The organism is Acidovorax sp. sic0104 (genome assembly GCF_019219095.1).
Lineage (GTDB): Bacteria > Pseudomonadota > Gammaproteobacteria > Burkholderiales > Burkholderiaceae_C > Acidovorax.
The window spans coordinates 61,646-87,398 of sequence record NZ_JAHUWH010000018.1 but is presented as its reverse complement, the minus strand read 5'-3'; the positions used below and the strand labels follow the sequence as shown (position 1 = coordinate 87,398).

Genomic DNA, 25,753 nt, shown 5'->3' with positions numbered 1-25,753 from the left:
GGGCTTTGCGCTGGGGGGCTTGTTGCGGGCTTGCGGATTTACTGCGTGGCCCAGGCGGCGAAGCGCTTTTCCAGCGCTTCGCCCTGGTCCGACCAGAAGGCGACGCCGAACTGCAGCGCTTCCTTGGCGTTGGCGGCCGATGTGGGCAGGTCGTCCAGCACCTTCTTGTCCAGCTTGGCCAGGGCCGTGGTGTTGGCCGGGCCGTAGGCGATGTTCTGTGCATAGGCCGCCTGGTTGGCGGTCTGCAGCGTGTAGGCAATGAATTTCACCGCAGCATCCTTGTTGGGCGTGCCCTTGGGGATGGCCCAGTAGTCCAGGTCGTAGATGCCGCCGGGCCAGTAGATCCTGAGGTTGCGGCCCTCGCGGTTGGCAGCGTCGATGCGGCCGTTGAACACGGTGGTCAGCACCACATCGCCAGCCACCAGGAACTGCGGTGCCTGGGCGCCGGCTTCCCACCACTGGATGTGGGGCTTGAGCTCGGTCAGCTTCTTGAAGGCGCGGTCGGCACCGTCCTTGGTGGCCAGCACCTTGTACACGTCGGCGGGCTTGACGCCGTCGGCCAGCAGCGCGAATTCGAGGTTGTAGCGCGCGCCCTTGCGCATGCCGCGCTTGCCGGGGATCTTCTTCGTGTCCCAGAAGTCGGCCCAGCTCGTGGGGGCGGTCTTGAGCCTGTCACCGTTGTAGGCCATCACGGTGGACCACACGAAGATGCCCACGGCGCACTCGTTCACTGCGGCGGGCAGCAGCACCGACTTGTCCACGATCTTGCTGTAGTCGAGCTTTTCGTACAGGCCCTCGTCGCAGCCGCGCGCAGCGTCGGGCGACTCGACCTCGACCACGTCCCAGGTGACCTTCTTGGCCTCCACCATGGCCTTGACCTTGGCCTGCTCGCCGTTGTATTCCACGGCGACGATCTTGGTGCCGGCCTTTTCATAGGGCTCATAGAACGCCTTCTTCTGGGCGTTGGCATTGGCGCCGCCGAAGTTCACGACGGTGAGCTGTGTTTGCGGCTGTTGCGCAATGCTGGGCAGGGCGAGGCAGGCGGCCAGGGATGCGCAGGCGATCAGGCGCTTGTTTTTCATGGTGCAGGTTTCCTTGGGTTGAAAAGGGAAGGGGACAACAGACGCGGGACGGAAATCGACGGCAGTGATGTGCCTCACACCGCGTAGATGCGCGTGGCATCGGCGGGAAACTCCAGCAGAACGGCATCGCCGGGCTGCGGTGGCGGGAATGCGTCGCCGGCCTGCGCGAGAGCGCGCTTGACGGTGGCCTGCTCCTGGCCGTGGCCCATGTCGCAGATCAGGCGCAGGTGGTCGCCGTGGTAGATGGTGCGGGCCACGGTGGCAGGCACGGCCGACACCTTGGGGTAGGCCGTGCGCGGGTGCAGAACGATGCGCTCGGGCCGCACGCAGGCCTGCACGCGGGCGCCGCGAGCGCTGCGGTTCACGTTCAGGCCCGGCAGCAGGTGGCCGCCCGGCATCTGGATGGCCGCGTCGCTGCCGCCCGTGCCGTGCAGCGTGCCGGTCAGCACCGTGCTGTCGCCCACGAAGCCGGCCACGAAGCGGTTGGACGGCGTTTCGTACAGGGTCTCCACGTCGGCCAGCTGCTGGATCACGCCTTCGTTGAAAACGGCCACGCGGTCGCTCATGGTCAGCGCTTCGCCCTGATCATGCGTGACGTAGACGAAGGTCACGCCCAGCTGGCGGTGCAGCTCCTTCAGCTCGATCTGCATGTGCTCGCGCAGCTGCTTGTCCAGCGCGCCCAGGGGCTCGTCCATCAGCACCAGTTCGGGGTTGAACACCAGGGCGCGGGCCAGGGCCACGCGTTGTTGCTGCCCGCCCGACAGGCGCGTGGGCAGGCGGTCGGCCATGCCTCCGAGGCGCACCATGTCCAGCGCCTTCTTCACGCGCTCGGCCTGCTCGGTCCTGGGCACCTTGCGCACCGTCAGCGGGTAGGCCACGTTCTCGCCCACCGTGAGGTGCGGGAACAGCGCGTAGTTCTGGAACACCATGCCGAAGTTGCGCTTGTGCGGCGGCGTGCGGGTGATCTGCTTGCCCTCCAGCAGGATGTCGCCGGCCGTGGGCGACTCGAACCCCGCCAGCATCATCAGCGTGGTGGTCTTGCCCGACCCAGAAGGGCCCAGCAGGCTCAGGAACTCGCCGCGCTCTATGTCCAGATCCAGCGCGCGCACGACCAGCTGTTCGCCGTCGTAGGTCTTTTGCACGCCGCTGAAGCGGACCAGGGGTTCTGCAGGGGTCATCGTGGTGGCCATGGGTTGAATGCGGGCAGATGAAAATCCGGGGCTCAGCCCACGGCGGCGAAGCTGGCCGCGAGGATGGCCAGGCCTTCGTCCAGCAGCTCGTTGGAGGCGGTGAGCGGCACCAGGATGCGGATCACGTTGCCGTAGGTGCCGCACGACAGCAGGATGAGCCCGCGCCGCGCGGCCTCGGCCACGACCTTCTTCGTGAGCGCAGCGTCGGGGCGGTGCGCGTCACCCTCCTCGAAGAGCTCGATGGCGACCATGGCACCCAGGCCGCGCACATCGCCAATGGCCGGCACCTGGGCCGCCAGGTCCTTGAGGCTGCGCACCAGCAGCGCGCCCATGTCCTGGCTGCGGGCCAGGAGCTGCTCTTTCTCGAACGCCTCGATCACGGCCAGCGCCGCCGCGCAGGCCACGGGGCTGCCCGCGTACGTTCCGCCCAGGCCGCCGGGGGCGGGGGCGTCCATCACGTCGGCCCGGCCCACCACGCCGGCCAGCGGAAAGCCCCCCGCCAGGGACTTGGCGGTGGTGATGAGGTCCGGCGCCACGGGCCACTGCTCGCACGCGAACCAGGTGCCGGTGCGGCCTGCGCCGGTCTGCACTTCGTCGGCGATCAGCAGGATGCCGTGGCGGTCGCCCAGCGCCTTCAGGCCGGCAATGAACTCGGGCGGCGCCACGTAGAAGCCGCCTTCGCCCTGCACCGGCTCCACGATGAACGCGGCCACGCGCTCGGGCTCCACATCGTTCTTGAAGATCAGCTCCACCGACTGCAGCGCCTGCTCCACGCTCACACCGTGCAGCGCGTTGGGAAAGAGCGCGTGGTGCACCTCGCCGGGGAAGGGGCCGAAGCCGGTCTTGTATGGCACGACCTTGCCCGTGAGGCCCAGCGTGAGGTTGGTGCGGCCGTGGTAGCCACCCGTGAAGGCGATCACGCCGGGGCGTTTGGTGTAGGCGCGGGCGATCTTCACGGCGTTCTCGACCGCTTCGGCGCCGGTGGTCAGGAGCAGGCTCTTCTTCTGGAAGGCGCCGGGGGCCAGCGTATTCAGGCGCTCGGCCACTTCCACGTAGGGCTCGTACGCCACGACCTGGAAGCAGGTGTGGGTGTACAGCTCCAGTTGCGCCCGCACGGCGTCGATCACGCCCGCGTGCAGGTGTCCGGTGTTGAGCACCGCGATGCCGCCTGCGAAGTCGATGAAGCGGCGGCCCTCCACGTCCCACAGCTCGGCATTGCGGGCCTTCTGGACGAAGAGTTCGTGGGCCTGGCCCACGCCCCGCGCCACGGCGGCATGGCGGCGGGCGAGGAGGGCGGCGTTGGTGAAGTGGCGGTCTTGTTGCATGGCGTCGGGTGTCGGTGAGAACGGATCAGTGAACGGATGCGGCGAATTCTGGAAGCCGCCCCGCGGACCGTCCATGTACACCGGGGCGCTGTTTGGCGCGCACTGTGCAGGTCTAGAATCCTGTACAGGCAATCCCTGATGGGGTGTGCGCCAGGACGGTGCACAATTCGCCCCCTTTTTGGCCCTCTTGATGCTCACTCTCAGCCCCGATCTCCAGACCCCCCTGGTCAGCCAGATCGTCGACGGCCTGCGGGGCCTCATCACCGGGCAGGTGCTCAAGCCGGGCAGCAAGCTCCCCTCCATCCGTGCGTTCGCGGCGGCCCATGGCGTGAGCGTGTTCACGGTGGTCGAGGCCTATGACCGCCTGGTGGCGCAAGGCTGGCTGGTCTCCCGCGCCAACGCCGGCTTCTTCGTGAAGCGGCGCGACACCGATGGCGCTGTGCCCAGTGCCGGTGCGCAGGCGCGACCCGTGCCCCGTTTCGATGCACGCTGGTACCTCAAGCAAATTTTTGAAAATCGCAACCTGCCTATGAAGCCCGGCTGCGGCTGGCTGCCGCACGACTGGCTGTTTGGCGACGCGGTGCGCCGCAGCATGCGCCAGCTGTCGGCCGACGGGCCGGAGCTCGACGGCTACGGCCTGCCGCACGGCCACATGGCGCTGCGCATGGTGGTGGCCGAGTCGCTGGCAGAGCAGCATCTGGCGGTGGATGCGGACCAGGTGCTGCTCACGCAGGGTTCCAGCCAGGCGCTGGACCTGATCGCGCGGCGAATCGTGAAGCCCGGCGACGTGGTGCTGGTGGACGACCCGGGCTATCCCAACCTGCTGTTCATGCTGCGCTTTGCAGGCGCGCAACTGGTGGGCGTGCCGCGCACGGCCGCCGGCTACGACCTGCCCGCGCTGGAGGCGCTGCTGGCCAGGCACAAGCCCACGGCGTTCTTCACGCAGCCGCGGCTGCAGAGCCCGACCTGCTCGATGGCGTCGGCGGCCCACCTGCACCGCCTGCTGCAGCTGGCCGAGCAGCATGGGTTTGTGCTGGTCGAAAACGACATCTATGCCGACATGGACAGCGGCGTGCGCCCGTCGCTGGCGAGCCTGGACCAACTCAGCCGCGTGATCTACATCGGCAGTTTCTCCAAGACCATTTCGCCCAACCTGCGCACGGGTTACGTGGCGGCGCGGCGCGAGCTGCTGGACGAGCTGGTGCAGCTCAAGATGATCTCGGGCCTGACCTCGTCCGAGATCACCGAGCGCGTCACCTTCGGCGTGGTGACGGACGGCCGCTGGCGCAAGCACCTCAAATCGCTGCGCGAACGCCTGGCCGAGGCGCACCGCACCGTGGGCCGGCGCTTGCTGAGCCTGGGGTTCGAGCTGTTCCATGAGCCGGAGGCCGGCATGTACCTGTGGGCGCGCCACCCCGACCTGCCCGACAGCGCGGAGCTGTCGAAGGAGGCCACGGGCGCGGGCATCATGCTCGGGCCCGGCCAGTTGTTCCTGGTGGAGCCACGCCCCACCGGCTGGCTGCGCTTCAATGTGTCGTTCAGCCAGGACGAGCGCATGTGGCGCTTTCTGGAGCAGCGCATCCTGATGGGGCAGCAGGCGGGCGAGTGAGGCTGGGCTGTGGCCCCGCCTGCAGCCCCTTTTTACAAGCCTTTCGGGCCGCTGGCGCTTGATGCGCAAGCGCGGATTGCTATTGAAAAAATAGCAGACAAGCGTGGGCGGTGTACCGCGGGCCCGGGCTTCACTGGTCGATGATGCGCCGCGCGAAGCGCTCCAGGTATTCCATGAGCTGCTCCGCGCCCGCCATGGCCTGGGCCTCGTCGCCGCTGGCGATGCCCTGGGCCAGGTGCATGTGCGCGCGGGCGCCTTCGGACACCTCGCCTTCGTGCTGGTAGGCGTACCAGAAGCGCCGGCACTGCACGATGAGGGGCTGCACGCATTTGACGGCCGAGTGGTTCTGGCTGGCCTGGTGCACCACCACGTCGAGCGCGTGGTCGGCCTGCATGTAGTCGTCCAGGTGGCCGCGCGCTGCAGCGTCCACCATTTTTTCTGCGCACAGCACGATGGCCTGGCGCTGCGGCGACGTGGCGCGGCGGGCGGCGCAGGAGGCGATCAGGCGCTCCAGCACGCGGCGGGTCTGGATCACGTCCAGGTGGTCGGCCAGGTCGATGTGCGAGACCAGCAGCCCGCGCCGGGGCTGCTGCGCGATGAGGCCGATGGACACCATGCGCAGCAGAGCCTCGCGCACGGGCGTGCGGCCCAGGCCCGTGCTGTCGACGATCTCGGCCTCCACCACCGGCGAGCCGGGCTGCAGCTGCAGCGTGGAGATCATGGCCTCGATGGCGTCATAGGCCACGTCGGCCGCGCGCCGCTTGGGGGCGGGGTCTCGCGGGGTGGGGGCGCTGCGGGTGGTCATGGCAGGGTGGCGTGTGGGTGAAGGCTGTTTGCGGACCGCATCTTAGTGGCTTGGGCCAAAGTCCCCGCTGCTGCGGGGCGCCGCATGTCATTCAGGCGAAGACGGCAGCGCGGCCAGCGTGGCGATGCGCGCGGGAGCCAGAAGGTGGCGCGGCGGCGCCGGCGTCCAGCCCATCAGGTGCCGCGTGGCGGCACCGCAGATGCGGCCCTGGCACGCGCCCATGCCGCAGCGGGTGTGCAGCTTTGCGTCGATCCAGCCCGTGCGTTCCTTCAAGTCGGCGTAGCGCACGTCTTCGCAGCGGCATACCAGGGTGTCGGGCTCGGCAAGGTGCCGCAGCGCGGGCTGCAGCGCGAAATGGCGGTGCAGTGCATCGGCAAATGCGTGCCAGCGCGCACGCTCGGCGTGCAGGGCGCGGGCCGCGGCGACGTTGCCCACCGCGATGTGGCCGGCGATGGCTCCTTCGGCGCGTGAGCGTTCGCTCCCGCCGAAGCCGGTGCATTCGCCCGCGGCCAGTACGCCGCTCAGGCCGTCCAGCCCGGCCTCGCCCAGCAGGTGCTGGGCGCTGTCGACCGCCAGGCCCTGGCGCTCGTTCAGCCGGCCGCCCAGCATCTGTCCCAGTTCGGTGTTGGGAAGGAGTCCGAAGCCGCAGGCGAGCCGGTCGCAGGCCACTTCGCGGTCGTTCCCGCCCTGGCGCAGGGTGACTGACTGCAGCGCGCCGGCGCCGTGGGCACGCACCACGTGGCTGTCCGCCCGGTAGGCAGCGGGCAGCAGCGATGCGGCCTGCACCGCTTTGCCGGGCCAGCGCACCAGCCCGGCGCCAAACCGTGCGAGCGCTGACCACGGCGCCTGCTCCATCACGGCCACCACCTGTGCGCCCCCCCGCCTCGCTGTGTGGGCGGCGGCCAGCAACAGCGGCCCGCTGCCGGCCACCACGATGCGCTGGCCGGCCACGGGCAAACCGCCTTTGATCAGCGCCTGCAGGCCGCCGGCACCGGTCACGCCCGGCAGCGTCCAGCCGGGAAAGGGCAGCAGCAGTTCGCGCGCGCCGGTGCACAGGATGATGTGGCGCGCCTGCTGCACCCAGCCACCTTCGGCGTTTTCGAGCAGCAGGGCGTGCAGACCGGGGTTCGCGTGGGTCATGCGGGCCAGGCCCACCACGCGCGTGCCGCAGCGCAAGTGCACGTTGGCGTGCCGTGCCAGGGCCTCGCGCTGCTGCAGGGCGGCGGGCGGCAGGTGGGCGGCAGGGCCGTCGCGCCAGATCTGCCCGCCGGGGGCGGGGTTGTCGTCCAGCAGCACGATGCGTGCGCCGCTGGGCGCGGCTGCCAGCGCGGCGGCGATGCCGGCAGGGCCCGCGCCCACGATGAGCACATCGCACTCCCGCACGGGGCCTTGCGCGGGGCCTGGCGAGCTGGGGTGAGGGCCGCTCATGGCGCGGCCTCCAGGGGCTGCAGGCCGGTCTGTACCTGCATGCCATCGCGGCACAGCGTCTGGCAGGCCAGGCGGCGCACGCCATCGATCTGCACGCGGCATTCGTGGCAGATGCCCATGCCGCACAGTGGTGCGCGCACTTCGCCGCGCACCGACCGGTGCGTGGCGCCAGGGGGCAGGGCTTGCGCCAGGGCCGCCGCCACCGTGGTGCCGAGGGCTACGCGCACGGTCTGGCCGTCGAGCGTGAGGGTGATGGTGGCTGGGTCGTTCATGTCTGCAGCGATGCGAATCGGTGGGCCCCGAACGGCGCAGCATCGAGCGGCAGCGGCGCGCCGGTGATCTGCGCTGCCAGCAGTTGCGCCGTGGCCGGCGCGGTGGTCACGCCCAGCCCTTCGTGCCCCACCGTCAGCCACAGGTGCGGGCGGTGCGGGTGGGGGCCGATGATGGGCAGTCCGTCGGGCGTGGCGGCACGAAACCCGGTCCAGGTGCGGATGGCGTTGAGGTCCGCCAGGCCCGGCAGGTACGAGAGCGCGCGCTGCAGCATGCGCGCCAGCACGGCGTCGTTGACGGCCGGGTCGGTGGTGTCGAACTCGCGCGAGGAGCCGATCAGCAACTGTCCCGTGGGCCGTGGCTGCACGTTGAAGGCCACCGAGGTGCCGTCGCTGTGGTGCGCGCTGGTGATGTAGCCCAGCTCCACCAGCTGGTGGTGCACGGTGCCGGGGTAGCGGTCGGTGATGAGCAGGTGGCCCTTCTTGGGACGCAGGGGCAGGCCGGGGCACAGCGCGGCGGCGTGGATGCCGCTGGCCAGCACCACCGCGCCGGCCTGGCGGGTGCTGCCGTCCTGCAGCGTTGCGCGTGGGCCGTCGAGCTGCACGACCTGCGCCTGCTCGATGGCCAGGCGCCCAGGGCCGGCGTGCGCTGTGGCCTCATCCAGCAGCCACTGGGCGGCGCGGGGGGCGTACACCACGCTGTCGCCCGCCACGCGCAGGGCGCCGGCCATGCCGGGGCGCAGCGCGGGCTCGGCGCGCGCGAGTTCGGCGGCGTCCAGCAGCTCGCAGGCGACGCCGTGGGCCTGCAGCGTAGCGCGCTTGTCGTTCGCGGCCTGCAGCTCGGCGTCGTTGGCGGCCAGCCATAGCGTGCCGCAGGCGGTGAAGGCACAGCCTTCATCCATGCGGGGCGCCCAGCTGTGCCACAGGTTGAGCGATGCCTGGCTGAGCGCGAGCTCTGCCGGGTTGTCGTCCATCAGCACCAGGTGCCCCATGCCGGCGGCCGTGGCGCCACCCAGGCGCGCATCGACGATGCGCACCGACAGCCCGGCCTGCACCAGCGCGTGCGCGCAGGCGGCGCCGATGATGCCGGCGCCGATCACAAGGACATCGGTGTGCTGCATGACTGGAAGGTTCTGGGTGAGCGACGAACTACAGCCGGATACCCCAGCCGAAGGGGTCGCTGTCTTCGATGAGCAGCGTGGCCTCGGCGCTCATGTGGGCGCGGCCGCGCAGGGTGGGGATGACCTTGCCGCCGCCGTCTTCGGCCAGCGCATAGCTGGCCTCGAACTCGCTGCCGATGATGCTGGCCTGGCGCCAGAGCTGGCCCGGCTGCAGCTTGCCGTCTGCCGCCAGGCACGCCACCTTGGCGCTGGTGCCGGTGCCGCAGGGCGAGCGGTCATACGCCTTGCCGGGGCACAGCACGAAGTTGCGGCTGTCGGCGGGGTTGTCGGCCCGGTCGTCGTCGGCGAAGAGTTCGATGTGGTCAATCTCTCCGCCGTTGTCGCCGCGAATGCCCTGGTCCTTGAGCGCCTGCTGGATGGCGAAGGTGTAGGCCGTCAGGGCATCGAGGTTGTCGCTGGCCACGCGCTGGCCGTGCTCGGCCACCAGGAAGAACCAGTTGCCGCCCCAGGCCACGTCGCCCACCACACGCCCGTAGCCCGGCACGTCGACGGCCAACTGGTGGTGCAGGCGGTACGCCGGCACGTTGCGCACGCTGACCGAGCCGTCGCCGTGCAGCGTGGTGGTGACGGTGCCCACGGGAGTTTCGATACGGTGCTCGCCCGGCGTGATGCGGCCCATGTAGGCCAGCGATGCAACGAGGCCGATGGTGCCGTGGCCGCACATGCCGAGGTAGCCCGTGTTGTTGAAGAAGATGACGCCCGCCGTGTTGGCAGGGTCCTGTGGCGCGCAGAGCAGGGCCCCCACGATCACATCGTTGCCGCGCGGCTCCAGCACCGTGGCGGCACGCCATGCATCGTGCTGGCTGGCCAGCAGCGCTCGGCGCTCGGCCATGCTGTCCGCACCCAGGTCGGGAAAGCCGCCAACGACAAGCCGCGTGGGCTCGCCGCCGGTGTGGGAGTCGATGATCTGGATGCGTTTCATGGTGTGGCGTAGTTCAGTGCGTGACAGATGGTCGGAGAGTCGGGGCGATTCGGGTGGGAGGGCGCCGCCGGCAGCTGGTGCGGATGTGCTTTCAATGAATCATTCAAAACCGTTCAGGCTGAGCCTGTCGAAGCCTTGCGCGGCGCTTCGAAAGGCTCAGCGTGAACGGTGGTTGCATTGTGAAGAAACGGCTTCTAGGGGGCAGAGGCTCGTCAGGGTGCTTCAATAACTCGCCAGGGGAAACGGCGCAGCGTTGCGGAAGGTCAACACCGTGATGGGCGCCTGCTTGAGGTTGCCCTTGTCGTCGTAGGCATAGGTTCCGGCGACGCCCTGGTAGCTGGCGCTGTACATCTGCGCGCCCACCTTCGCGGGCTGCGTGGAGTTGGCCTTTTGCATCGACTCGCCCATGAACATCACCTGGTCGTAGTAGGAAGCCGCATACGCGTCCGCATCCAGCTTGAAGCGTGCCTTGTACTTGGCCTTGAAGGCCGGGCCGCTGGCCGCCTTGTCCAGCATGGTGCCGCCCTGCGCGCAGAACACGGTGTCGTTGACGGCGTCGCCACCCAGCTTGCCCACCTCGGGGCTGCACAGGGTGTCGCCCCCCAGCAGCTTGGCCGTGAGGCCCAGTTGTTTCATCTGCCGCGCCATGGGGGCGGCCTGCGGTGCGTAGCCGCCAAAGAAGATGGCCTGCGGTTGCTTGCCCTTGAGGCTGGTGAGGATGGACAGGAAGTCCGTGGACTTGTCGGTGGTGAACTCCTGGCCCACCACGGTCAGGCCCTGCTTCTTGGCTTCCTTGGTGAACTGGTCGGCCACGCCCTGGCCGAACGCAGTGCGGTCATCGATCACGGCCACCTGTTTTACCTTGAGCACCTGGGCGGCATACACGGCCATGTTCGAGCCGATCTGGGTGTCGCTCGCGATGATGCGAAACAGGTTCTTGTAGCCGCCCTCCGTCACCTTGGGATTGGTGCCCACGGTGGACACCATGGCGCCGCCGTCGCTGTAGACCCGCGACGCGGGGATGGCCACGCCCGAGCAGTAGGGGCCCATGACGAACTTCACGCCGCTGTCCACGAGCTTTTGCGCCACGCTGACGCCGGTGCGGGCGTCGCACTGGTCGTCTTCGGACACGAGCTCGAACTTGATCGTCTTGCCTTCGATGGTGATCTTCCTGGCGTTGAGCTCCTCGATGGCCAGGCGCACGCCGTTCTCGTTGTCCTTGCCTGCAAAGGCGTTGGGTCCCGAGAGCGGGCCGCTGTGGCCGATCTTGACGACCTGCTCCTGCGCGTTGGCGTGGTGGGCGTGGCCAACCAGCACCAGCGCGGCGATGGTGGCAGGGGTCAGGGCGCGAAATCCGAAAGCACGTGTCATGGCAAACCTTTTTTGTGTGCGGTGAATGAAAGGGCCGCTGTCTCCTGCGGCCCGGCGGTGCGGTCTGGCAGGTCGGGCCTGCTCAGGCCACGGACTGGTACTGCGTGGGGCGGGTCTCCAGCGCCTTTTTCACCACGCGCTCGACGAATGCGCGCTCTTCGCCCACCAGCGGCAGGCGAGGGCGGCGCATGTGCTCGGTGCCCACGCCGACGAGTGCGTCGATGAGCTTGAGGTTCTGCACCAGCTTGTTCGATACGTCGAGGTGCAGCATGGGCGTCATCCACTGGTACAGCGGCAGCGCCTGGGCAAACTTGCCGGCCTTCATCAGGTCGTACAGCGCCACGGTCTCGCGCGGGAAGGCGCAGCCCACGCCGGCCAGCAGGCCGTCGCAGCCCAGGGCCAGGCCTTCGTAGGCCAGGTCGTCCACGCCCAAAAAGAGCTGGTAGCGGTTGCCCACGGTGTTGCGCAGGTCTGTGATGCGGCGGATGTCGCCCGTGCTTTCCTTGATGGCGGCGATCCACTCACAGTCGGCCAGCTCGACCATGTGTTCGGGTTTGAGGTCCACGCGGTAGGCCACGGGGTTGTTGTAGACCATGAGCGGGCGCTGGGCGGCGCCCGCCATGGCGCGCACGTTGGCCATGGCCTCCCGGGCGTCGGCCACGTAGATCACCGAGGGCATGACCATGTAGCCCGCCACGCCCAGCCGGTTGGCGCCGTCGATGTAGCGCAGCGCCTCGCGGGTGCTGGTCTCGGACACGTTGGCCAGCACGGGAATGCGGCCGTCGGCGGCTTCGAGCGCGATCTGGGCGACCTGGAGCTTCTCTTCCAGGGTGAGCGTGCTGGCTTCACCCAGCGAGCCGCAGGTCACCAGGCCATGGATGCCGTTGCGGATCTGAAAGTCGATGTGGCGGGCCGTGCCTTCGGCGTCGATGGACTCGTCGGCGTGGAACTTGGTGGTGATGGCGGGGAAGATGCCTTGCCAGCGGGGTTGGGGGTTCACGGGTGCTCCTTGCGGTCTGGGCTGAGGGTGAAGCGCTGCGGCTCCGTTGATTTATAAATATATTAACAACATATCTAAATTGCGCAAGCGGGATGTGCCGGGTGGTGGCGTCAGCCGTGTGGCTCCCCAGCCACGGCGCGAAGGGCAGCAAACCTATAATGAAAGGTTGGTCCCGATGGGCGGCCCCCAGGCATTGGCCTGCAGGGCGGCCTGCTGTGTGAAACCACTCCTACACACCATGAGCATTCCCACTTTTTCCGTCGCAGACATCCGCAAGTCCTTCCTGGACTTCTTTGCCTCCAAGGGCCACACCATCGTGGCGTCGAGCCCGCTGGTGCCCGGCAACGACCCTACGCTGATGTTCACCAACTCGGGCATGGTGCAGTTCAAGGACGTGTTCCTGGGCACCGACAAGCGCCCGTACAACCGGGCCGTGTCCGTGCAGGCCTGCCTGCGGGCCGGCGGCAAGCACAACGACCTGGAGAACGTGGGCTACACCGCGCGCCACCACACCTTCTTCGAAATGCTGGGCAACTGGTCGTTCGGCGACTACTTCAAGCGCGAGTCGCTCAAGTGGGCGTGGGAGCTGCTGACCGAGGTCTACAAGCTGCCCAAGGAGCGCCTGCTGGCCACCGTCTACCAGGAAGACGACGAGGCCTACGACATCTGGACCAAGGAAATCGGCCTGCCGCCCGAGCGCGTGATCCGCATCGGCGACAACAAGGGCGGCCGCTACAAGTCCGACAATTTCTGGATGATGGCCGACACCGGCCCCTGCGGCCCCTGCTCGGAAATCTTCTACGACCACGGCCCGCACATCGCTGGCGGCCCTCCTGGCAGCCCTGATGAAGACGGCGACCGTTTCATCGAGATCTGGAACAACGTGTTCATGCAGTTCGACATGGCCGAAGACGGCTCGGTCACGCCGCTGCCCGCGCCCTGCGTGGACACGGGCATGGGCCTGGAGCGCCTGGCCGCCATCCTGCAGCACGTGCACAGCAACTACGAGATCGACCTCTTCGACGCGCTGATCAAGGCCGCAGGCCGCGAGACCGGCGTGGAGGACCTGAACAACAAGAGCCTGCGCGTGATCGCCGACCACATCCGCGCCACCGCCTTTTTGGTGAGCGACGGCGTGATCCCGAGCAACGAAGGCCGCGGCTACGTGCAGCGCCGCATCGTGCGCCGCGCCATCCGCCACGGCTACAAGCTGGGCAAGAAGACCCCGTTCTTCCACAAGCTGGTGGCCGAACTGGTGCGCCTGATGGGCGACGCCTACCCCAAGCTGCGCGAGCAGGAGCAGCGCATCACCGAGGTGCTCAAGGCCGAGGAAGAGCGCTTCTTCGAGACGCTGGCCAACGGCATGGAAATCCTGGACTCCGCCCTGGGCGGTGGTGCCAAGGTGCTGCCCGGCGACGTGGCCTTCAAGCTGCACGACACCTACGGCTTCCCGCTGGACCTGACCAACGACGTGTGCCGCGAGCGCGATGTCGAGGTGGACGAGGCAGGCTTCAAGGCCGCCATGGAAAAGCAGAAGGCCCAGGCCCGCGCTGCCGGCAAGTTCAAGATGGACAAGGCGCTGGAGTACACCGGCGCCGTCAACCAGTTCACCGGCTACGACAAGCTGGCTGAGACTGCAAAAATCGTAGCAATCTACGTCGATGGGACAAGCTCTGCTGCCTTGAAGGCTGGTCAAACGGGCGTGGTCGTGCTCGACACGACGCCGTTCTACGCCGAAAGCGGCGGCCAGGTGGGTGACGAGGGCACCATCACCAGCGGCTCGGCGCGCTTTGCGGTGGGCGACACGCTCAAGGTGAAGGCCGACGTGTACGGCCACCACGGCACGCTGGAAGAGGGCACGCTGAACGTGGGCGACACGGTGCAGGCCGAGGTGAATACGGCCCTGCGAGCCGCCACGGTGCGCAACCACTCGGCCACCCACCTGATGCACAAGGCCTTGCGCGAAGTGCTGGGCAGCCACGTGCAGCAAAAGGGCAGTCTGGTGAACGCCGAGCGCACCCGCTTCGACTTCGCGCACAACGCGCCGGTCACCGATGCGCAGGTGCGTGAGATCGAGCGCCTGGTGAACGACGAAATCCTGGCCAATCAACCCACACAGGCCCGGCTGATGGACATCGAGTCCGCCCAGAAGACGGGCGCGATGATGCTGTTTGGCGAAAAGTACGGCGAGACCGTGCGCGTGCTCGACATCGGCTCCAGCCGCGAGCTGTGCGGCGGGACCCACGTGCAGCGCACCGGCGACATCGGCCTGTTCAAGGTGGTGGCCGAAGGCGGCGTGGCCGCAGGCGTGCGCCGCATCGAGGCCGTGACCGGCACCAATGCGCTCGCTTACCTGCAGCAGCTCGAGAGCACCGTCAACCAGGCGGCAGGCACGCTCAAGACGTCCGCGACCGAACTCAATGGCCGCATCGGGCAGGCGCTCGACAACGTGCGCGCCCTCGAAAAGGAAGTGGCTGCGCTCAAGGGCAAGCTCGCATCCAGCCAGGGCGACGAACTGGTGAACCAGGCGGTGGACGTGAAGGGCCTCAAGGTGCTGGCTGCTGCGCTGCCCGGTGCGGACGCCAAGACCCTGCGCGACACGATGGACAAACTCAAGGACAAGCTCAAGACCGGCGCCATCGTGCTGGCTGCTGTGGATGGCGACAAGGTCCAGATCGCCGCGGGCGTGACGGCCGACAGCGTCGGCAAGCTCAAGGCCGGCGAACTGGTCAACTTCGTGGCCCAGCAGGTCGGTGGCAAGGGGGGTGGCAAACCCGACATGGCCATGGCCGGCGGCACCGATGCTTCCAAGCTGCCCGCGGCGCTGGCTTCGGTGACGGGCTGGGTGACGCAGCAGCTCGGTTGAGGTTGGCGGGTGAGGGTGGCCTTCCTGCGGCCACCTTCAGCTTTCTCCCCCAAGCAGCGCCGCTGCGCTGCCAAAAAGTGGGTGACGTAGCGCCGTCTTTCGTCCTACATTGCGGCGCATGGACACAATGCGCCCCCCACCGCGCGATGGGACGATGCCGCGCGCGGCCCTGACGGGAGACGGGCTGGCCTGGTGGCGCCGCGTCACCATCCCTTTCGAGGTGCTCATCGCCTCTGTGGTGGTGCTGGCGATGCTGCTGCTCACGGCGCTGCTGGTCTACCAGGTGGGCACCAGCGCTCGCCAGGCCATGATCGATGCCTCGGATGACAGCGCTCAGCACATCAGCCAGTTGATCAGCGAAAGGGTGCACCGGATCGTGGACCCGGCGGACGCCACCATCCGACTGCTGGCCTTCGATCCTCTGGCATCGGCCACCAACCTGCCTGCGCGCCTGCGGCGCCTGCCGGTGCTGGCCCGTCTTCTGGAGCAGAACAAGCTGCTGTCCGCCGTGTTCATCGGCTACCCGGACGGGCAGTTTCTGCTGCTGCGCCCCATCCGCAACGCAGCGCTGCACGCTCGGCTGCAGGCGCCGCCCGATGCGGCCTATCTGCTGCAGTCCATGGCGCGCGAACGCGGCGCGGCAGGCATGGTGGGCCGCTGGAGCTACTACGATGCGCAGTTGCGGGTCATCGACACGGCCGTGCGCCCCGAGTACCGCTACGACCCGCGCAGCCGGCCCTGGTACGCCGAGGCAGCGCTGCAGAACGCGCAGGTGCTCACGGCGCCGTATGTGTTCTTCACCACGCAGGAGGTAGGCGTGACACTGAGCCAGCCCAGCGAGGACGGCCGCGCCGTGATCGGCCTGGATGTGGCGTTGACCGACCTGGGCGCCGAGATAGGCAGCCTGCGGCTGATGCCGCGCACCGAGATTGCCGTGGTGGACCCGGATTTCCGCGTACTGGCTTATCCCGACATGTCCCGTGTGCTGGTGCGCGGCGAGCAGGACACCGACGGGGGCGGCGCGCGCAGCCTGCAGTTGCGCACGCTGGATGCCCTTGGTGTGCCGAGCCTGCAGGCCATCCAGTCGCGGGGTCTGAAGGAAGGGCCTTCGCACCGCTTCATGGCCGGCGGCGAGGAGTGGCTGGCCAAGGTGTTGCCGCTCACGTCTGCGCGCTGGCAGGGCCTGCACATCCTGATGGCGATTCCCACCCGTGAATTGCTGTCAGGCGTGAATGACAACCTGCGCCGCCAGGTCTGGCTGTCACTGGGGCTGATCGCCCTGATGCTGCCGCTGGGGTGGCTGGCCGGGCGCAGGGTAGGGCGCAGCCTGTCGGGCTTGGCTGTGCAGGCGCAGGCGCTGGCACGGTTCGACTTCCGGAGGGCCACATTGCGAAGCTCGCCGGTGCGCGAGGTGCGCGAGCTCGGTCAGGTGATGGACCGCATGTCCGAGACCATTCAGGAGTTCCTTCACATCACGCACCACATCAGCGCAGAGTCCCGTCTGGACCTGATGCTGTCCAGCGTGCTGTTCGAGCTGGTGCGCGCCACCAGTTGCACCGCAGGAGCGGTGTACCTGGTGGAACCCCAGCGCGCCGGGCTGCTGCGCGCTGCCCGCTACTGCGAGGACGAGGAGCACCAGTCGCGCTATCCCGAGCACCTGCCGATGGTGCATTTCATCAACCATGGCGTGGCGCAGCCCGGCGATGAGCACGAAGATGACGACGCAGCAGAGCCCCACCGTGTGCTGCGGGTGCAGCTGCGCACGCGCGACGGCCAGCCGCTGGGCCTGCTGGTACTGCGCTTTGTTCTGACCCCAGGGCGGCACGAGGACGTGCATTTCCGGGCGTTCGTCGAGAAGCTCTCGGGCACCTTGTCAGTGGCGATCGAGACGCGCAACCTGATCGAGGGGCAAAAGAAGCTGTTCGACGCCGTGATCCGCCTGCTGGCGGACGCCATCGATGCCAAGAGCCCCTATACGGGCGGGCACTGCGAGCGGGTGCCGCAACTGGCCGAATCGCTGATGCAGCGCATGTGCGATGCGCAGCAGGGGCCGTTCGCCCACGTGGGCATGACCGATGACGAGCGGTACGAGTTCCGCCTGGGTGCCTGGCTGCACGACTGCGGCAAGGTCACGAGCCCCGAGCACATCATCGACAAGGCCACCAAGCTGGAGACGCTGCACAACCGCATCCACGAGGTGCGCATGCGCTTTGAGGTGCTATGGCGCGACGCGGAGCTGGATTACTGGAAGCAGCACGTGGCGGGGGTGGACCCGGTGCGGCTGCAGCGCGAGCTCCTGCAGCGGCGCGATCGGCTGCAGGATGACTTCGCCTTCGTGGCACGCTGCAATGTGGGCGGCGAGTTCATGGGCGATGCCGACGTGCAGCGGCTGGCGGGCATCGCGCGGCAGGTGTGGCAGCGCCACTTCGACGATCGGCTGGGCCTGTCCACGGCCGAGGCGGCGCGCCTGGCCCAAGTGCCGGTGCGGCCGCTGCCCGCCAACGAGCCTTTGCTGGCGGACCGGCCAGAGCACATCGTGCCCTGGGGCGAGCGGCGCCCGCCGGTGGAGGCGGGCAACCCGGCCAACCGCTGGGGCTTCGACATGGTGCTGCCGCAGCAGCAGGCGCACCTGGGCGAGCTGCACAACCTGTCGATACGGCGCGGCACGCTCACGGCGGAGGACCGTTTCAGGATCAACGACCACATCGTGCAGACCATCGTGATGCTCAGCGGCTTGCCGTTTCCTCCGCACCTGGCGCGCGTGCCGTCGATTGCGGGGTCTCACCATGAAAAACTCGACGGCACCGGCTATCCACGGCGTCTGAAGCAAGAGGAGCTGACACTGGCGGACCGCGTGATGACGCTGGCAGACATCTTCGAGGCATTGACCGCCGCTGACCGGCCCTACAAGCCACCGAAGACCCTGTCGGAGTCCCTGGGGATCATGGCGCAGATGGTGCGCGAGCGGCACATCGACCCGCAGGTGTTCAGGTTCTTCCTGGAAAGCGGCGTGTGGCGCGAGTACGCGGAGCGCTTCCTGCCCGAGGCGCAGCGCGATGTGGTGGACGTGGAGGCGATCCTGGCGAAGGTGGGCTGAGCGCCTGCAGCACAGGCCAGCGCCGCGTATCAGCCGCAGGCCGGTGGAACCACGCTCAGAACAATTCGACGTCGTCGTTGGCGACTTTGGCCGCGAGATGGCCGCTGGACACCAGGTCGTCGTAGAAGCAGACCTGGTTGCGGCCGTGTTCCTTGGCGTAGTAAAGCGCTTGATCAGCCTGGCCAAGGATCTCCACCGGCGAGCCCTGGGCGGTGCTCACGAAGCCCAGGCTCACGGTGACCGCGCCGACCTGGGGGAAGTTGTATTCCTGCACCGCCATGCGAAAGCGGTTGAAAACGCGATGCGCCGTGCTGAGCGTGGTGGAGCGCAGCAGCACCACGAATTCCTCTCCGCCGAAGCGGAAGATGCGGTCATGGCTGCGGAACGAGCTGCGCAGGATGTTGGCGATCAGGATCAGCACCTCGTCGCCGTACAGGTGTCCGAAGCGGTCGTTGACCTGCTTGAAGTGGTCGATGTCCACCACGGCCAGCCACTGCTGGACGGGCTCGCTGGGCAGCGGGCCGTCTTCGGGGGCAAAGGACTCGCTGATGGCCGCCGTATTGCTGCTGGCCAGCGCGCTCGCGTGGCGGGAGAACTGCTCGTCGAAGGTCTTGCGGTTGAACAGGCCGGTGAGCGCGTCGCGCTCGCTGTAATCCAGAAGGCTCTGGTAGTTCTGGTAGACCTGGAAAACGCCCTTGAGAACGTCGAGCTTGTGGGCCGAAAACGGCCGCGATTGGGTGATTTCCAGGCAGGTGCTGACCTTGTCCTGCATCCATACCGGCAGCCAGAGCACATGGCGGCCCCTGCGGGGCGATGAAAGCGCGCTGTCGCCATGCGCGGCCACGCATTCGCGCAAAGCAGGGTACTGATCCAGCGGTTCGCGCCGCGGGTCGGCGGCAGCTTCGGAGTCTGTGGACACGAGGTTTCCGTTGTCCACCCAGGTGCGGGGCCGCACGTGCGGCACGCCTGCATGCGTGAACAGCTCCAGGGCCCGGACCTCGACGATGCTGCTGAGCTTTTGCAACGTGGACAACACCGACACTTCCAACCGCAGGTGGTCGCGGTGGCCGGTCATCTCAACCAGGTTCTGGAGAATGGGTTTCATCGGGGATGTACGTTGGGCCAGCGAGGACACGTTGTCAATGGCGTCTTGTGAACACAACATCCCATACACCGTGTCCCAGCCGCAATCCGCGGTTCTCGAATTTGGTGAGGGGTCGATAGTCTGGCTGTGGAGCGTAGCCCTGCGCGGTGTTCTGTAGCCGGGGCTCGGCGCTCAGGACCTGCAGCATCTGCTCTGCATACGGCTGCCAGTCGGTGGCGCAATGCAGGTAGCCGCCGGGCTTCAGGCGCGCGGCCAGCTTGGCCACCAGCGGCGGCTGGATCAGGCGCCGCTTGTTGTGCTTGGTCTTGTGCCAGGGGTCGGGAAAGAAGATGTGCACGCCGTCCAGGCTGCCCTCGGGCAGCATGTGGTCGATGACTTCCACGGCGTCGTGCTGAAGGATCCGGATGTTGGTCAGTTCCTGCTCGCCGATGCGCTTGAGCAGCGCGCCCACGCCGGGTTCATGCACCTCGCAGCACAGGAAGTTGTCATCGGGCCGCACGCGGGCGATGTGGGCGGTGGCCTCGCCCATGCCGAAACCGATCTCCAGCACCAGGGGCGCGCTGCGGCCGAAGGCGGCCGGGGCGTCCAGGGGGGCGGGGGTGTAGGGCAGCACGAAGCGGGGGCCGAAATCTTCGAAGGCCTTGGCCTGGCCGGTGGTCGTGCGTCCTGCGCGGCGCACGAAGCTCTTGATGGTCTTGGGGTGCGTCACCCCGGCAGGGACCGTGCCGGTCGTGGCGGGGGCGACGGCAGCAGCAGCGGCAGCGTCGGCGGGGGCTAAGGCGTTGTTCTGTTCAATCACGGTGCGCCATTGTAGTTTCGTCGCCACGCTGAAACCCATGTATGCAAAGCGTCCGAAATGCAACCAGTGTTTGCATCGGCCGGCACGGGAAGTCCGAGCGACTTCGCCGCGTCTCCGAGCGCCCGCAGAGGGCTGGACAGGTCCAGTGCCTGCGCGCCGTTCTGCTTGGAGAGTTTTTCGCCGTTGTCGCCGCACACCAGCGGCGTGTGCAGGTAGCGGGGCACGGGCACGCCCAGCGCCTGTTGCAGCAGGATCTGGCGCGGCGTGTTGTCGGCCAGGTCCTCGCCCCGCACCACGTCGGTGATGCCCTGCGCGGCATCGTCGACCACCACGGCCAGCTGGTAGGCCCACAGGCCGTCGGCACGGCGCAGCACGAAGTCGCCCACCTCAGCTGCCGTGTCCTGCTGCTGCGGACCAAGGCGGCGGTCGTGCCAGCGCACCATGCCGTTGGTCGTTGAATAATTTGCTACTGAATTTGTAGCTGCTTGCGCTTTTCCATCCAGCGTCAGGGGCTGTTTTGGCTTGAATTCATGCACCTTGAAGCGCCACGAGCGCGCCGCCCGCCCCTGCAGGCCGTGCCGGCAGGTGCCGGGGTAGGGCAGTGCGGCATGCCGCTCGCGTGCATGGCCCAGGGCCGCCTGGGCCTCCTCGATGTCCTTGCGCGAGCAGGCGCAGGGGTAGGCGTCACCTTGCTCGATGAGCTGGTCAAGCGCCTGCTGGTAGGCGGCGCCGCGCGTTGATTGCCACAGGGGCGGTGCGTCGGGCACCAGCCCGCAGGTGGCCAACTGCTGCAGGATGAAGGCGTCGGCGCCGGGGATGCAGCGCGGCGTGTCCACGTCTTCCACGCGCACCAGCCACCGGCCGTGGTGTGCGCGTGCGTCCAGCCAGCTTGCCAGCGCGGCCACGAGGGACCCCGCATGCAGCGGGCCCGTGGGCGAAGGCGCAAAGCGGCCGATGTAGTCGATGACGTGGCGCTCCGCGGGCGCACCTCCTGTCATGCCACGGCGAGCGCCAGTTCCAGGCCCGACACAAAGGCGTCTTCCACCCGGTGCCCAAGGCACCAGTCGCCGCAGGCCCCCAGGCCCATGCCGGCGTCCCACAGGTGGCTCTTGCCCAGCGGGTGCGTGGTCTGCGCATAGCGCCAGCGGCGCGTGTCGGTGTGCGCGGGCTGGGCCCGGATGCCGGTGACCTCGGAGAAGGCCTTGAGCAACTTGGCCTGCACACGCGCCTCGTCGTCTTCCAGGTGTTCGGCGGACCAGGCGGGGCTGGCCTGCACCGTCCAGCGCTCGACCACGTTGCGGCCGGGCTTGGACGACTCGCGGGCCAGCCAGGCGATGCGGTGGTGGGTGCTGCGTGCGGCGTTCCACTGGGGGCCGAGCGTGGTCAGGTCGGGACGCACCGCCTGAGGGTAGGCCAGCATCAGTGTCCAGCAGGGGGCGATGGCCACGGTGGACAGGGATTCGGACAGGGGCGTGTCCACGGACGAACTGGCCAGCAGGGCTTGCGCAGGCACGGCGGGCTGGGCCAGCAGCACGGCATCGAAGCCGGCAAAGACATGCTGCGAGCCGCCCGCGCCTTCGGTGCGCAATTGCCAGCCCGAGCGATTGACTGCGTCGCGCTCGATGCGCGAGACGCGGGTGTCGGTGATCAACTGGCCGGCCAGGCGCAGTGGCTCGGCCCAGGCGGCCACCAGCGATTGCATGCCTGGGCTGGCCACCCAATGCGCCTCGCGGTGCGGCAGTCCGACAGCGGCCACGCGGCCTGCGGCGTCCAGCACCTGCACCGAGTTGGCGCTCCATCGCTTGCAGACGCCGGGGACGGTGTCGATCGCACGGGCAAAGCGTGGGTCGCGCACCGTGAAGTATTGGGCGCCTGCATCGAAGTTGCCAAACGGGCTTTCAATGGTGGCGGTGCGGCCGCCGGCACGGGAGGATTTTTCGAACACCGTCACGCGGTGCCCGGCCTGTACCAGCGTGCGCGCGCAGGCAATGCCCGCCATGCCAGCGCCGATGATGGCGAAATGGCGCTGGGGCTTGCCGGAGTAAGTGGTTGGGGCGGGGGCGGGAGAGGCCTGGGGGGCGGATGCAGGGGCGCTGGTGCGTCGGAGCCGTTTGGCGGGGAGAGGATCAGGTTTGCTCATGGAAAGCCTTTCGGTGACGGTCGACAGGTGAAATGCAATGCAAAACCAACAGGACAAAACCAACAGGAACCACTCTACACGCGGTGCTGCCCTCCCGGAGCCTGATCGGGATCAGAAGTGATGGTGGTTTTCCAGCAGGGCGCGCCGTGTGGCAGGGCTTTGCAACTGGCTCAGCCACCATTGCAGCGCGCGCCCGGGAGCTGTGAAGCCGGGGCCGCCCCAGGCGTAGTGCACGCGCACGTTGCGCTCAGGGCGCGCCACCCGACGCGCCACGAGGCGGCCCGCCTCCAGGTATGGGCGCACCATGGGCTCGGGCAGAAAGCCGCCGCCCAGGCCGCGCAACTGCACGCGCACCTTGGCCTGCATGGTGTCCACGGTGAGCACGTCCTGTCCGCCCAGCAGCCCCATGGTGGCGCCGCCGCGCGTCGCCGAATCTGCCACCGCCACGGCGCGGTGCTGCAGCAAGGTGGCGTCTGTGATGGGCTCGGGCACCGAGGCCAGCGGGTGGTGTGGCGCCACCACGTAGATGAAGAGCACGTCGCCCAGCGTGCCCTGCTGCAGCCCTGCCACGTTCGCACCGGCCACCGAAACGCCGATGGCCAGGTCCGCGCGGCCCGAGGTCAGCGCCTCCAGCGTGCCGGTCATGATGCCGTCGCGCAGCTTCAGGCGGGTGGGCGGTGCCATGGCGTAGAAGGCGTCCACCAGCTCCAGCATCGTGTGGGGCGAGATGATGCCGTCCACCGAGATGGTGAGCTGCGGCTCCCAGCCGGTGGCCACGCGGCGCACGCGGTGGGCCACGGCGTCGATATCCTGCAAAAGCCGCGCGCCTTCGCGCAAAAGCTCCACGCCCGCTTCGGTGGGCCTGGCCTGGCGTGCGCTGCGGTCGAACAGCAGCACGTCCAGCGCATCCTCGATCTGCCGCACCCGGTAGGTCAGGGCGCTGGGCACCAGGCCCAGCTGCCGCGCCGCTGCGGCGAAGCTGCCGGCCTCGGCAATCACCTGCAGCATGGTCAATGCGTCAGGGGTCAGGACATCGCGTGCGTTTTGCATGGTCGTGCCATGGTAATTCAATTTTTTTGAACAATGCCATCAATCCACCTGGGCCCGTGCGCCAGCCTGCAGTTCTACAGTGAGGGCTTGAGGAAAGGAGCACCGCCATGTTGACTGTTCGCAAATCCCAGGACCGCGGCCACGCCGATCATGGCTGGCTCCAGTCTTTCCACAGCTTCTCGTTCGCGGGCTACTACGACCCCGAGCACATGGGCTTTGGCAACCTGCGCGTGATCAACGAGGACCGCATCGCTGCGGGCACGGGCTTCGGCGAACACGGCCACCGCGATATGGAGATCATCAGCTACGTGCTGTCGGGCGAACTGGCCCACAAGGACAGCATGGGCAACATCGTGGCCATACCGCCCGGCGACCTGCAGCGCATGAGCGCGGGCTCGGGTGTGATGCACAGCGAGTTCAACCATGCCGACGGCCAGAGCACGCATTTCCTGCAGATCTGGATCGAGCCCAACGTGCGCGGCATCCCGCCCAGCTACGAGCAAAAGAGCTTTGCCGACGCCGACAAGCGCGGCGCACTGCGCCTGGTGGCCTCCGCCGATGGCGCGCGGGGCTCCGTGCGCATCCACGCGGACGCCGCTGTCTACGCGGCCTTGCTCGATGGTCAGGAGGCCGTCACACTGGCGCTGAACCCCGCGCGCAAGACCTATGTGCATCTGATCCGGGGCGCACTGCAGGTCAATGGCCACCCACTGTCGGGCGGCGATGCCGCGCTGATGGACAACGAAACCGCCTTGTCGTTGACCCAGGGCCGCAACGCCGAGGTGCTGGTGTTCGACCTGGCCGCCTGACGATTCTTCACGCGCCGCCCTTTCGCAACCGCCTGTCTTTCTTTCGCTTCATTCACACGTCAACCTGAGGAGTTCACCATGTTCGCCAATCTGCAAAACCCGTTCGCCCTGGCATCCCGCTTTCTGCTGGCTGCGCTGTTCCTGCCCGCCGGCATCAGCAAGATCACGGGCTTTGCCGGCACGGTCGGCTACATCACCTCCGTCGGCCTGCCCATGCCCACCGTGGCGGCCGCCCTGGCCGCCGCTGTCGAGGTGCTGGGCAGCCTGGCGCTGATCTTCGGCTTCGGCACGCGCTTTGCCGCTCTGGCGCTGGCGGTGTTCACGCTGGTGGCAAGCTTCTTCTTCCACGCGTACTGGAGCTTGCCAGCGGACAAGCAAATGATGCAGCAGTTGATGTTCTTCAAGAACGTGGCCATCAGCGGCGGCTTGCTGGCCCTGGTGGCCTTTGGCGCGGGCGCCTGGAGCCTGGACGCCCGCCGCGGCGAGCGCTGAGATCTTCGACGTCATTCCGGGGCGGCCTGGCGCGCACGGCAATGCCCGTGCAGGGCGCCCGCGCGTCCCGCCGGCCTGCCGACCGCTTTCATTTTTTCGTTTCTTCGCCACTGAATATCCAGGAGCGCCTCCATGGCACACATCGCAGTTGTCTACCATTCCGGCTACGGCCACACGCAACGCCTGGCCCAGGCCGTGGCGGAAGGCGCAGGCGCCGAACTCATCGCCATTGATCCCGATGGCAACCTGCCCGAGGGCGGCTGGGAGACGCTGGCCGGCGCCAGCGCCATCATCTTCGGCACGCCCACCTACATGGCCGGCCCGAGCTGGCAGTTCAAGAAATTTGCCGACGCGTCGTCCAAGGCCTGGTTCGGCCAGGCCTGGAAGGACAAGCTCTTCGCGGGCTTTACCAACAGCGCCAGCACCAATGGCGACAAACAGGTCACGCTGGACTACCTGTACCACCTGGCCATGCAGCACGGCGGCCTGTGGGTGGGCAACGGCATGATGCCGGCCAACTCCAAGGCGGCTACGCGCAACGATGTGAACTGGATCGGTTCGTTCAGCGGCGCCATGTCCCAGTCGCCCTCCGACGCGTCGGCCGCAGAGATGGCCCCGGGCGACCTGGAAACCGGGCGCCAGTTCGGCGAGCGCGTGGCCGTCGCCGCCAAACGCTGGGCGCGCTGAACACCGACGCACCGCTGGAGTGCCGCAACGGCATCGGGAGCGCGTCGAATCGCGCTACAGTGCCACCGTCTTGAAAGACCCACAGAGGATACCTATGGCGATCGAACTGCAGCGCATTCCCGGCGCGCCCATGGCCCAGGCCGTGCACATCCGTGCCCATGAATTCGTGGCGGACGGCAGCGTGGAAGAGGGCGGTGCCGATGGCGGCCCGAGCCCGCACGACCTGTACGACGCGGCGCTGGGCGCCTGCAAGGCGCTCACGGTGCTGTGGTACGCCCGGCGCAAGGGCCTGCCGGTGCAGGACGTGAAGACCGTGATCGAGCGCGATGCCTCGGCCGAGCGCGCCGGCACCTACCGCCTGGCGGCGCGCCTGCAGATCAGTGGTGACCTGACCGATGCGCAGATCGCCGAGCTGGAAACCGTGGCCCACAAATGCCCGGTGCACAAGCTCATGACCACGGTGACCACCGAAATCAGCACCTCCGTGGAGCGCGTGGCCTGAGCGCCGCGCCGAACCGCTGAGCAA

The 25,753-nt window shown here is 68.0% G+C and carries 22 protein-coding genes; 7 read left to right on the top strand and 15 right to left on the bottom strand.

Going from position 1 to position 25,753, the window contains the following annotated elements:
- Positions 1–38: 38 nt before the first annotated feature.
- The 3 genes from KW835_RS22640 to gabT all read right to left on the bottom strand — a co-directional run bounded on the left by KW835_RS22640 (position 39) and on the right by gabT (position 3,597).
- The gene (locus tag KW835_RS22640) at positions 39–1,082 is read right to left on the bottom strand and encodes an ABC transporter substrate-binding protein (RefSeq protein WP_218386628.1); all 1,044 of its coding nucleotides are present in this window, start codon (positions 1,080–1,082) and stop codon (positions 39–41) included.
- Between the two features lie 74 nt (positions 1,083–1,156).
- Positions 1,157–2,260, bottom strand: coding sequence for an ABC transporter ATP-binding protein (locus KW835_RS22635; protein WP_218386666.1), 1,104 nt, complete (start codon positions 2,258–2,260; stop codon positions 1,157–1,159).
- Between the two features lie 44 nt (positions 2,261–2,304).
- Entirely contained in the window at positions 2,305–3,597 is a 1,293-nt protein-coding gene (gabT, locus tag KW835_RS22630; RefSeq protein WP_218386627.1) for a 4-aminobutyrate--2-oxoglutarate transaminase, read from the bottom strand.
- A gap of 190 nt (positions 3,598–3,787) precedes the next feature.
- Here gabT and KW835_RS22625 point away from each other — a divergent pair, with 190 nt between their 5' ends.
- The gene (locus KW835_RS22625) at positions 3,788–5,206 is read left to right on the top strand and encodes a PLP-dependent aminotransferase family protein (RefSeq protein ID WP_218386625.1); all 1,419 of its coding nucleotides are present in this window, start codon (positions 3,788–3,790) and stop codon (positions 5,204–5,206) included.
- A 130-nt stretch (positions 5,207–5,336) separates the two neighbouring features.
- On the opposite strand, the gene KW835_RS22620 is transcribed toward KW835_RS22625, so the two are convergent.
- The 7 genes from KW835_RS22620 to KW835_RS22590 form a co-directional block, all read right to left on the bottom strand.
- The gene (locus KW835_RS22620; protein ID WP_218386623.1) at positions 5,337–6,011 is read right to left on the bottom strand and encodes a GntR family transcriptional regulator; all 675 of its coding nucleotides are present in this window, start codon (positions 6,009–6,011) and stop codon (positions 5,337–5,339) included.
- Positions 6,012–6,098: 87 nt separating this feature from the next.
- Entirely contained in the window at positions 6,099–7,439 is a 1,341-nt protein-coding gene (locus tag KW835_RS22615; RefSeq protein WP_218386621.1) for an FAD/NAD(P)-binding oxidoreductase, read from the bottom strand.
- Positions 7,436–7,711 carry a 2Fe-2S iron-sulfur cluster-binding protein gene (locus tag KW835_RS22610; protein ID WP_218386620.1) on the bottom strand — a complete coding sequence of 92 codons (276 nt, stop codon included), beginning with the start codon at positions 7,709–7,711 and terminating at the stop codon, positions 7,436–7,438. Before KW835_RS22610 ends, KW835_RS22615 begins: the two co-directional genes overlap by 4 nt.
- On the bottom strand, positions 7,708–8,829 hold the full coding sequence (locus KW835_RS22605; protein WP_218386618.1) for an FAD-binding oxidoreductase: 1,122 nt from the start codon (positions 8,827–8,829) through the stop codon (positions 7,708–7,710). Before KW835_RS22605 ends, KW835_RS22610 begins: the two co-directional genes overlap by 4 nt.
- 28 nt (positions 8,830–8,857) lie before the next feature.
- A complete protein-coding gene (locus KW835_RS22600; RefSeq protein ID WP_218386616.1) occupies positions 8,858–9,811 on the bottom strand; it encodes a 4-hydroxyproline epimerase in 954 nt (317 codons plus the stop codon).
- 222 nt (positions 9,812–10,033) lie between these two features.
- Positions 10,034–11,182, bottom strand: a complete 1,149-nt coding sequence (locus tag KW835_RS22595; RefSeq protein WP_218386614.1) for a branched-chain amino acid ABC transporter substrate-binding protein — start codon at positions 11,180–11,182, stop codon at positions 10,034–10,036.
- A gap of 82 nt (positions 11,183–11,264) precedes the next feature.
- Positions 11,265–12,182, bottom strand: coding sequence for a dihydrodipicolinate synthase family protein (locus KW835_RS22590; protein WP_218386613.1), 918 nt, complete (start codon positions 12,180–12,182; stop codon positions 11,265–11,267).
- Between the two features lie 238 nt (positions 12,183–12,420).
- Here KW835_RS22590 and alaS point away from each other — a divergent pair, with 238 nt between their 5' ends.
- Both alaS and KW835_RS22580 read left to right on the top strand, forming a co-directional pair.
- Positions 12,421–15,048 carry an alanine--tRNA ligase gene (gene alaS, locus KW835_RS22585; RefSeq protein ID WP_218386611.1) on the top strand — a complete coding sequence of 876 codons (2,628 nt, stop codon included), beginning with the start codon at positions 12,421–12,423 and terminating at the stop codon, positions 15,046–15,048.
- 118 nt (positions 15,049–15,166) lie between these two features.
- Positions 15,167–18,145, top strand: a complete 2,979-nt coding sequence (locus KW835_RS22580; protein WP_218386609.1) for an HD domain-containing phosphohydrolase — start codon at positions 15,167–15,169, stop codon at positions 18,143–18,145.
- 55 nt (positions 18,146–18,200) lie between these two features.
- Here KW835_RS22580 and KW835_RS22575 read toward each other — a convergent pair whose 3' ends face one another.
- From KW835_RS22575 to KW835_RS22555, 5 genes are all read right to left on the bottom strand, one after another.
- Entirely contained in the window at positions 18,201–19,250 is a 1,050-nt protein-coding gene (locus KW835_RS22575; RefSeq protein WP_218386607.1) for a GGDEF domain-containing protein, read from the bottom strand.
- Between the two features lie 34 nt (positions 19,251–19,284).
- Positions 19,285–20,088, bottom strand: a complete 804-nt coding sequence (gene trmB, locus KW835_RS22570) for a tRNA (guanosine(46)-N7)-methyltransferase TrmB (RefSeq protein ID WP_255593836.1) — start codon at positions 20,086–20,088, stop codon at positions 19,285–19,287.
- Positions 20,046–21,047 carry a tRNA glutamyl-Q(34) synthetase GluQRS gene (gene gluQRS / locus KW835_RS22565; protein ID WP_218386606.1) on the bottom strand — a complete coding sequence of 334 codons (1,002 nt, stop codon included), beginning with the start codon at positions 21,045–21,047 and terminating at the stop codon, positions 20,046–20,048. The genes trmB and gluQRS overlap by 43 nt, the downstream gene beginning before the upstream one ends.
- Positions 21,044–22,048: an FAD-dependent oxidoreductase gene (locus KW835_RS22560; RefSeq protein ID WP_255593842.1), complete on the bottom strand. Its 1,005-nt coding sequence runs from the start codon at positions 22,046–22,048 to the stop codon at positions 21,044–21,046. The genes gluQRS and KW835_RS22560 overlap by 4 nt, the downstream gene beginning before the upstream one ends.
- Before the next feature lie 252 nt (positions 22,049–22,300).
- Entirely contained in the window at positions 22,301–23,239 is a 939-nt protein-coding gene (locus KW835_RS22555; RefSeq protein ID WP_218386602.1) for a LysR family transcriptional regulator, read from the bottom strand.
- 107 nt (positions 23,240–23,346) lie between these two features.
- Here KW835_RS22555 and KW835_RS22550 point away from each other — a divergent pair, with 107 nt between their 5' ends.
- From KW835_RS22550 to KW835_RS22535, 4 genes are all read left to right on the top strand, one after another.
- Positions 23,347–24,048 carry a pirin family protein gene (locus KW835_RS22550; protein WP_218386600.1) on the top strand — a complete coding sequence of 234 codons (702 nt, stop codon included), beginning with the start codon at positions 23,347–23,349 and terminating at the stop codon, positions 24,046–24,048.
- A 78-nt stretch (positions 24,049–24,126) separates the two neighbouring features.
- Positions 24,127–24,540, top strand: a complete 414-nt coding sequence (locus tag KW835_RS22545) for a DoxX family protein (protein ID WP_218386598.1) — start codon at positions 24,127–24,129, stop codon at positions 24,538–24,540.
- 132 nt (positions 24,541–24,672) lie between these two features.
- A complete protein-coding gene (locus KW835_RS22540) occupies positions 24,673–25,227 on the top strand; it encodes a flavodoxin family protein (RefSeq protein ID WP_218386597.1) in 555 nt (184 codons plus the stop codon).
- Between the two features lie 94 nt (positions 25,228–25,321).
- Positions 25,322–25,729: an OsmC family protein gene (locus KW835_RS22535; RefSeq protein ID WP_218386596.1), complete on the top strand. Its 408-nt coding sequence runs from the start codon at positions 25,322–25,324 to the stop codon at positions 25,727–25,729.
- The last annotated feature ends 24 nt before the right edge of the window (positions 25,730–25,753 follow it).

Excerpts from the sequence above, each read along its gene's own strand:
- KW835_RS22640 (WP_218386628.1), bottom strand. The coding sequence starts at position 1,082 with ATGAAAAACAAGCGCCTGATCGCCTGCGCATCCCTGGCCGCCTGCCTC.
- KW835_RS22635 (WP_218386666.1), bottom strand. The coding sequence starts at position 2,260 with ATGACCCCTGCAGAACCCCTGGTCCGCTTCAGCGGCGTGCAAAAGACC.
- gabT (WP_218386627.1), bottom strand. The coding sequence starts at position 3,597 with ATGCAACAAGACCGCCACTTCACCAACGCCGCCCTCCTCGCCCGCCGC.
- KW835_RS22625 (WP_218386625.1), top strand. The coding sequence starts at position 3,788 with ATGCTCACTCTCAGCCCCGATCTCCAGACCCCCCTGGTCAGCCAGATC.
- KW835_RS22620 (WP_218386623.1), bottom strand. The coding sequence starts at position 6,011 with ATGACCACCCGCAGCGCCCCCACCCCGCGAGACCCCGCCCCCAAGCGG.
- KW835_RS22615 (WP_218386621.1), bottom strand. The coding sequence starts at position 7,439 with ATGAGCGGCCCTCACCCCAGCTCGCCAGGCCCCGCGCAAGGCCCCGTG.
- KW835_RS22610 (WP_218386620.1), bottom strand. The coding sequence starts at position 7,711 with ATGAACGACCCAGCCACCATCACCCTCACGCTCGACGGCCAGACCGTG.
- KW835_RS22605 (WP_218386618.1), bottom strand. The coding sequence starts at position 8,829 with ATGCAGCACACCGATGTCCTTGTGATCGGCGCCGGCATCATCGGCGCC.
- KW835_RS22600 (WP_218386616.1), bottom strand. The coding sequence starts at position 9,811 with ATGAAACGCATCCAGATCATCGACTCCCACACCGGCGGCGAGCCCACG.
- KW835_RS22595 (WP_218386614.1), bottom strand. The coding sequence starts at position 11,182 with ATGACACGTGCTTTCGGATTTCGCGCCCTGACCCCTGCCACCATCGCC.
- alaS (WP_218386611.1), top strand. The coding sequence starts at position 12,421 with ATGAGCATTCCCACTTTTTCCGTCGCAGACATCCGCAAGTCCTTCCTG.
- KW835_RS22580 (WP_218386609.1), top strand. The coding sequence starts at position 15,167 with ATGGACACAATGCGCCCCCCACCGCGCGATGGGACGATGCCGCGCGCG.
- KW835_RS22575 (WP_218386607.1), bottom strand. The coding sequence starts at position 19,250 with ATGAAACCCATTCTCCAGAACCTGGTTGAGATGACCGGCCACCGCGAC.
- trmB (WP_255593836.1), bottom strand. The coding sequence starts at position 20,088 with ATGGGTTTCAGCGTGGCGACGAAACTACAATGGCGCACCGTGATTGAA.
- gluQRS (WP_218386606.1), bottom strand. The coding sequence starts at position 21,047 with ATGACAGGAGGTGCGCCCGCGGAGCGCCACGTCATCGACTACATCGGC.
- KW835_RS22560 (WP_255593842.1), bottom strand. The coding sequence starts at position 22,048 with ATGGCGGGCATTGCCTGCGCGCGCACGCTGGTACAGGCCGGGCACCGC.
- KW835_RS22555 (WP_218386602.1), bottom strand. The coding sequence starts at position 23,239 with ATGCAAAACGCACGCGATGTCCTGACCCCTGACGCATTGACCATGCTG.
- KW835_RS22550 (WP_218386600.1), top strand. The coding sequence starts at position 23,347 with ATGTTGACTGTTCGCAAATCCCAGGACCGCGGCCACGCCGATCATGGC.
- KW835_RS22545 (WP_218386598.1), top strand. The coding sequence starts at position 24,127 with ATGTTCGCCAATCTGCAAAACCCGTTCGCCCTGGCATCCCGCTTTCTG.
- KW835_RS22540 (WP_218386597.1), top strand. The coding sequence starts at position 24,673 with ATGGCACACATCGCAGTTGTCTACCATTCCGGCTACGGCCACACGCAA.
- KW835_RS22535 (WP_218386596.1), top strand. The coding sequence starts at position 25,322 with ATGGCGATCGAACTGCAGCGCATTCCCGGCGCGCCCATGGCCCAGGCC.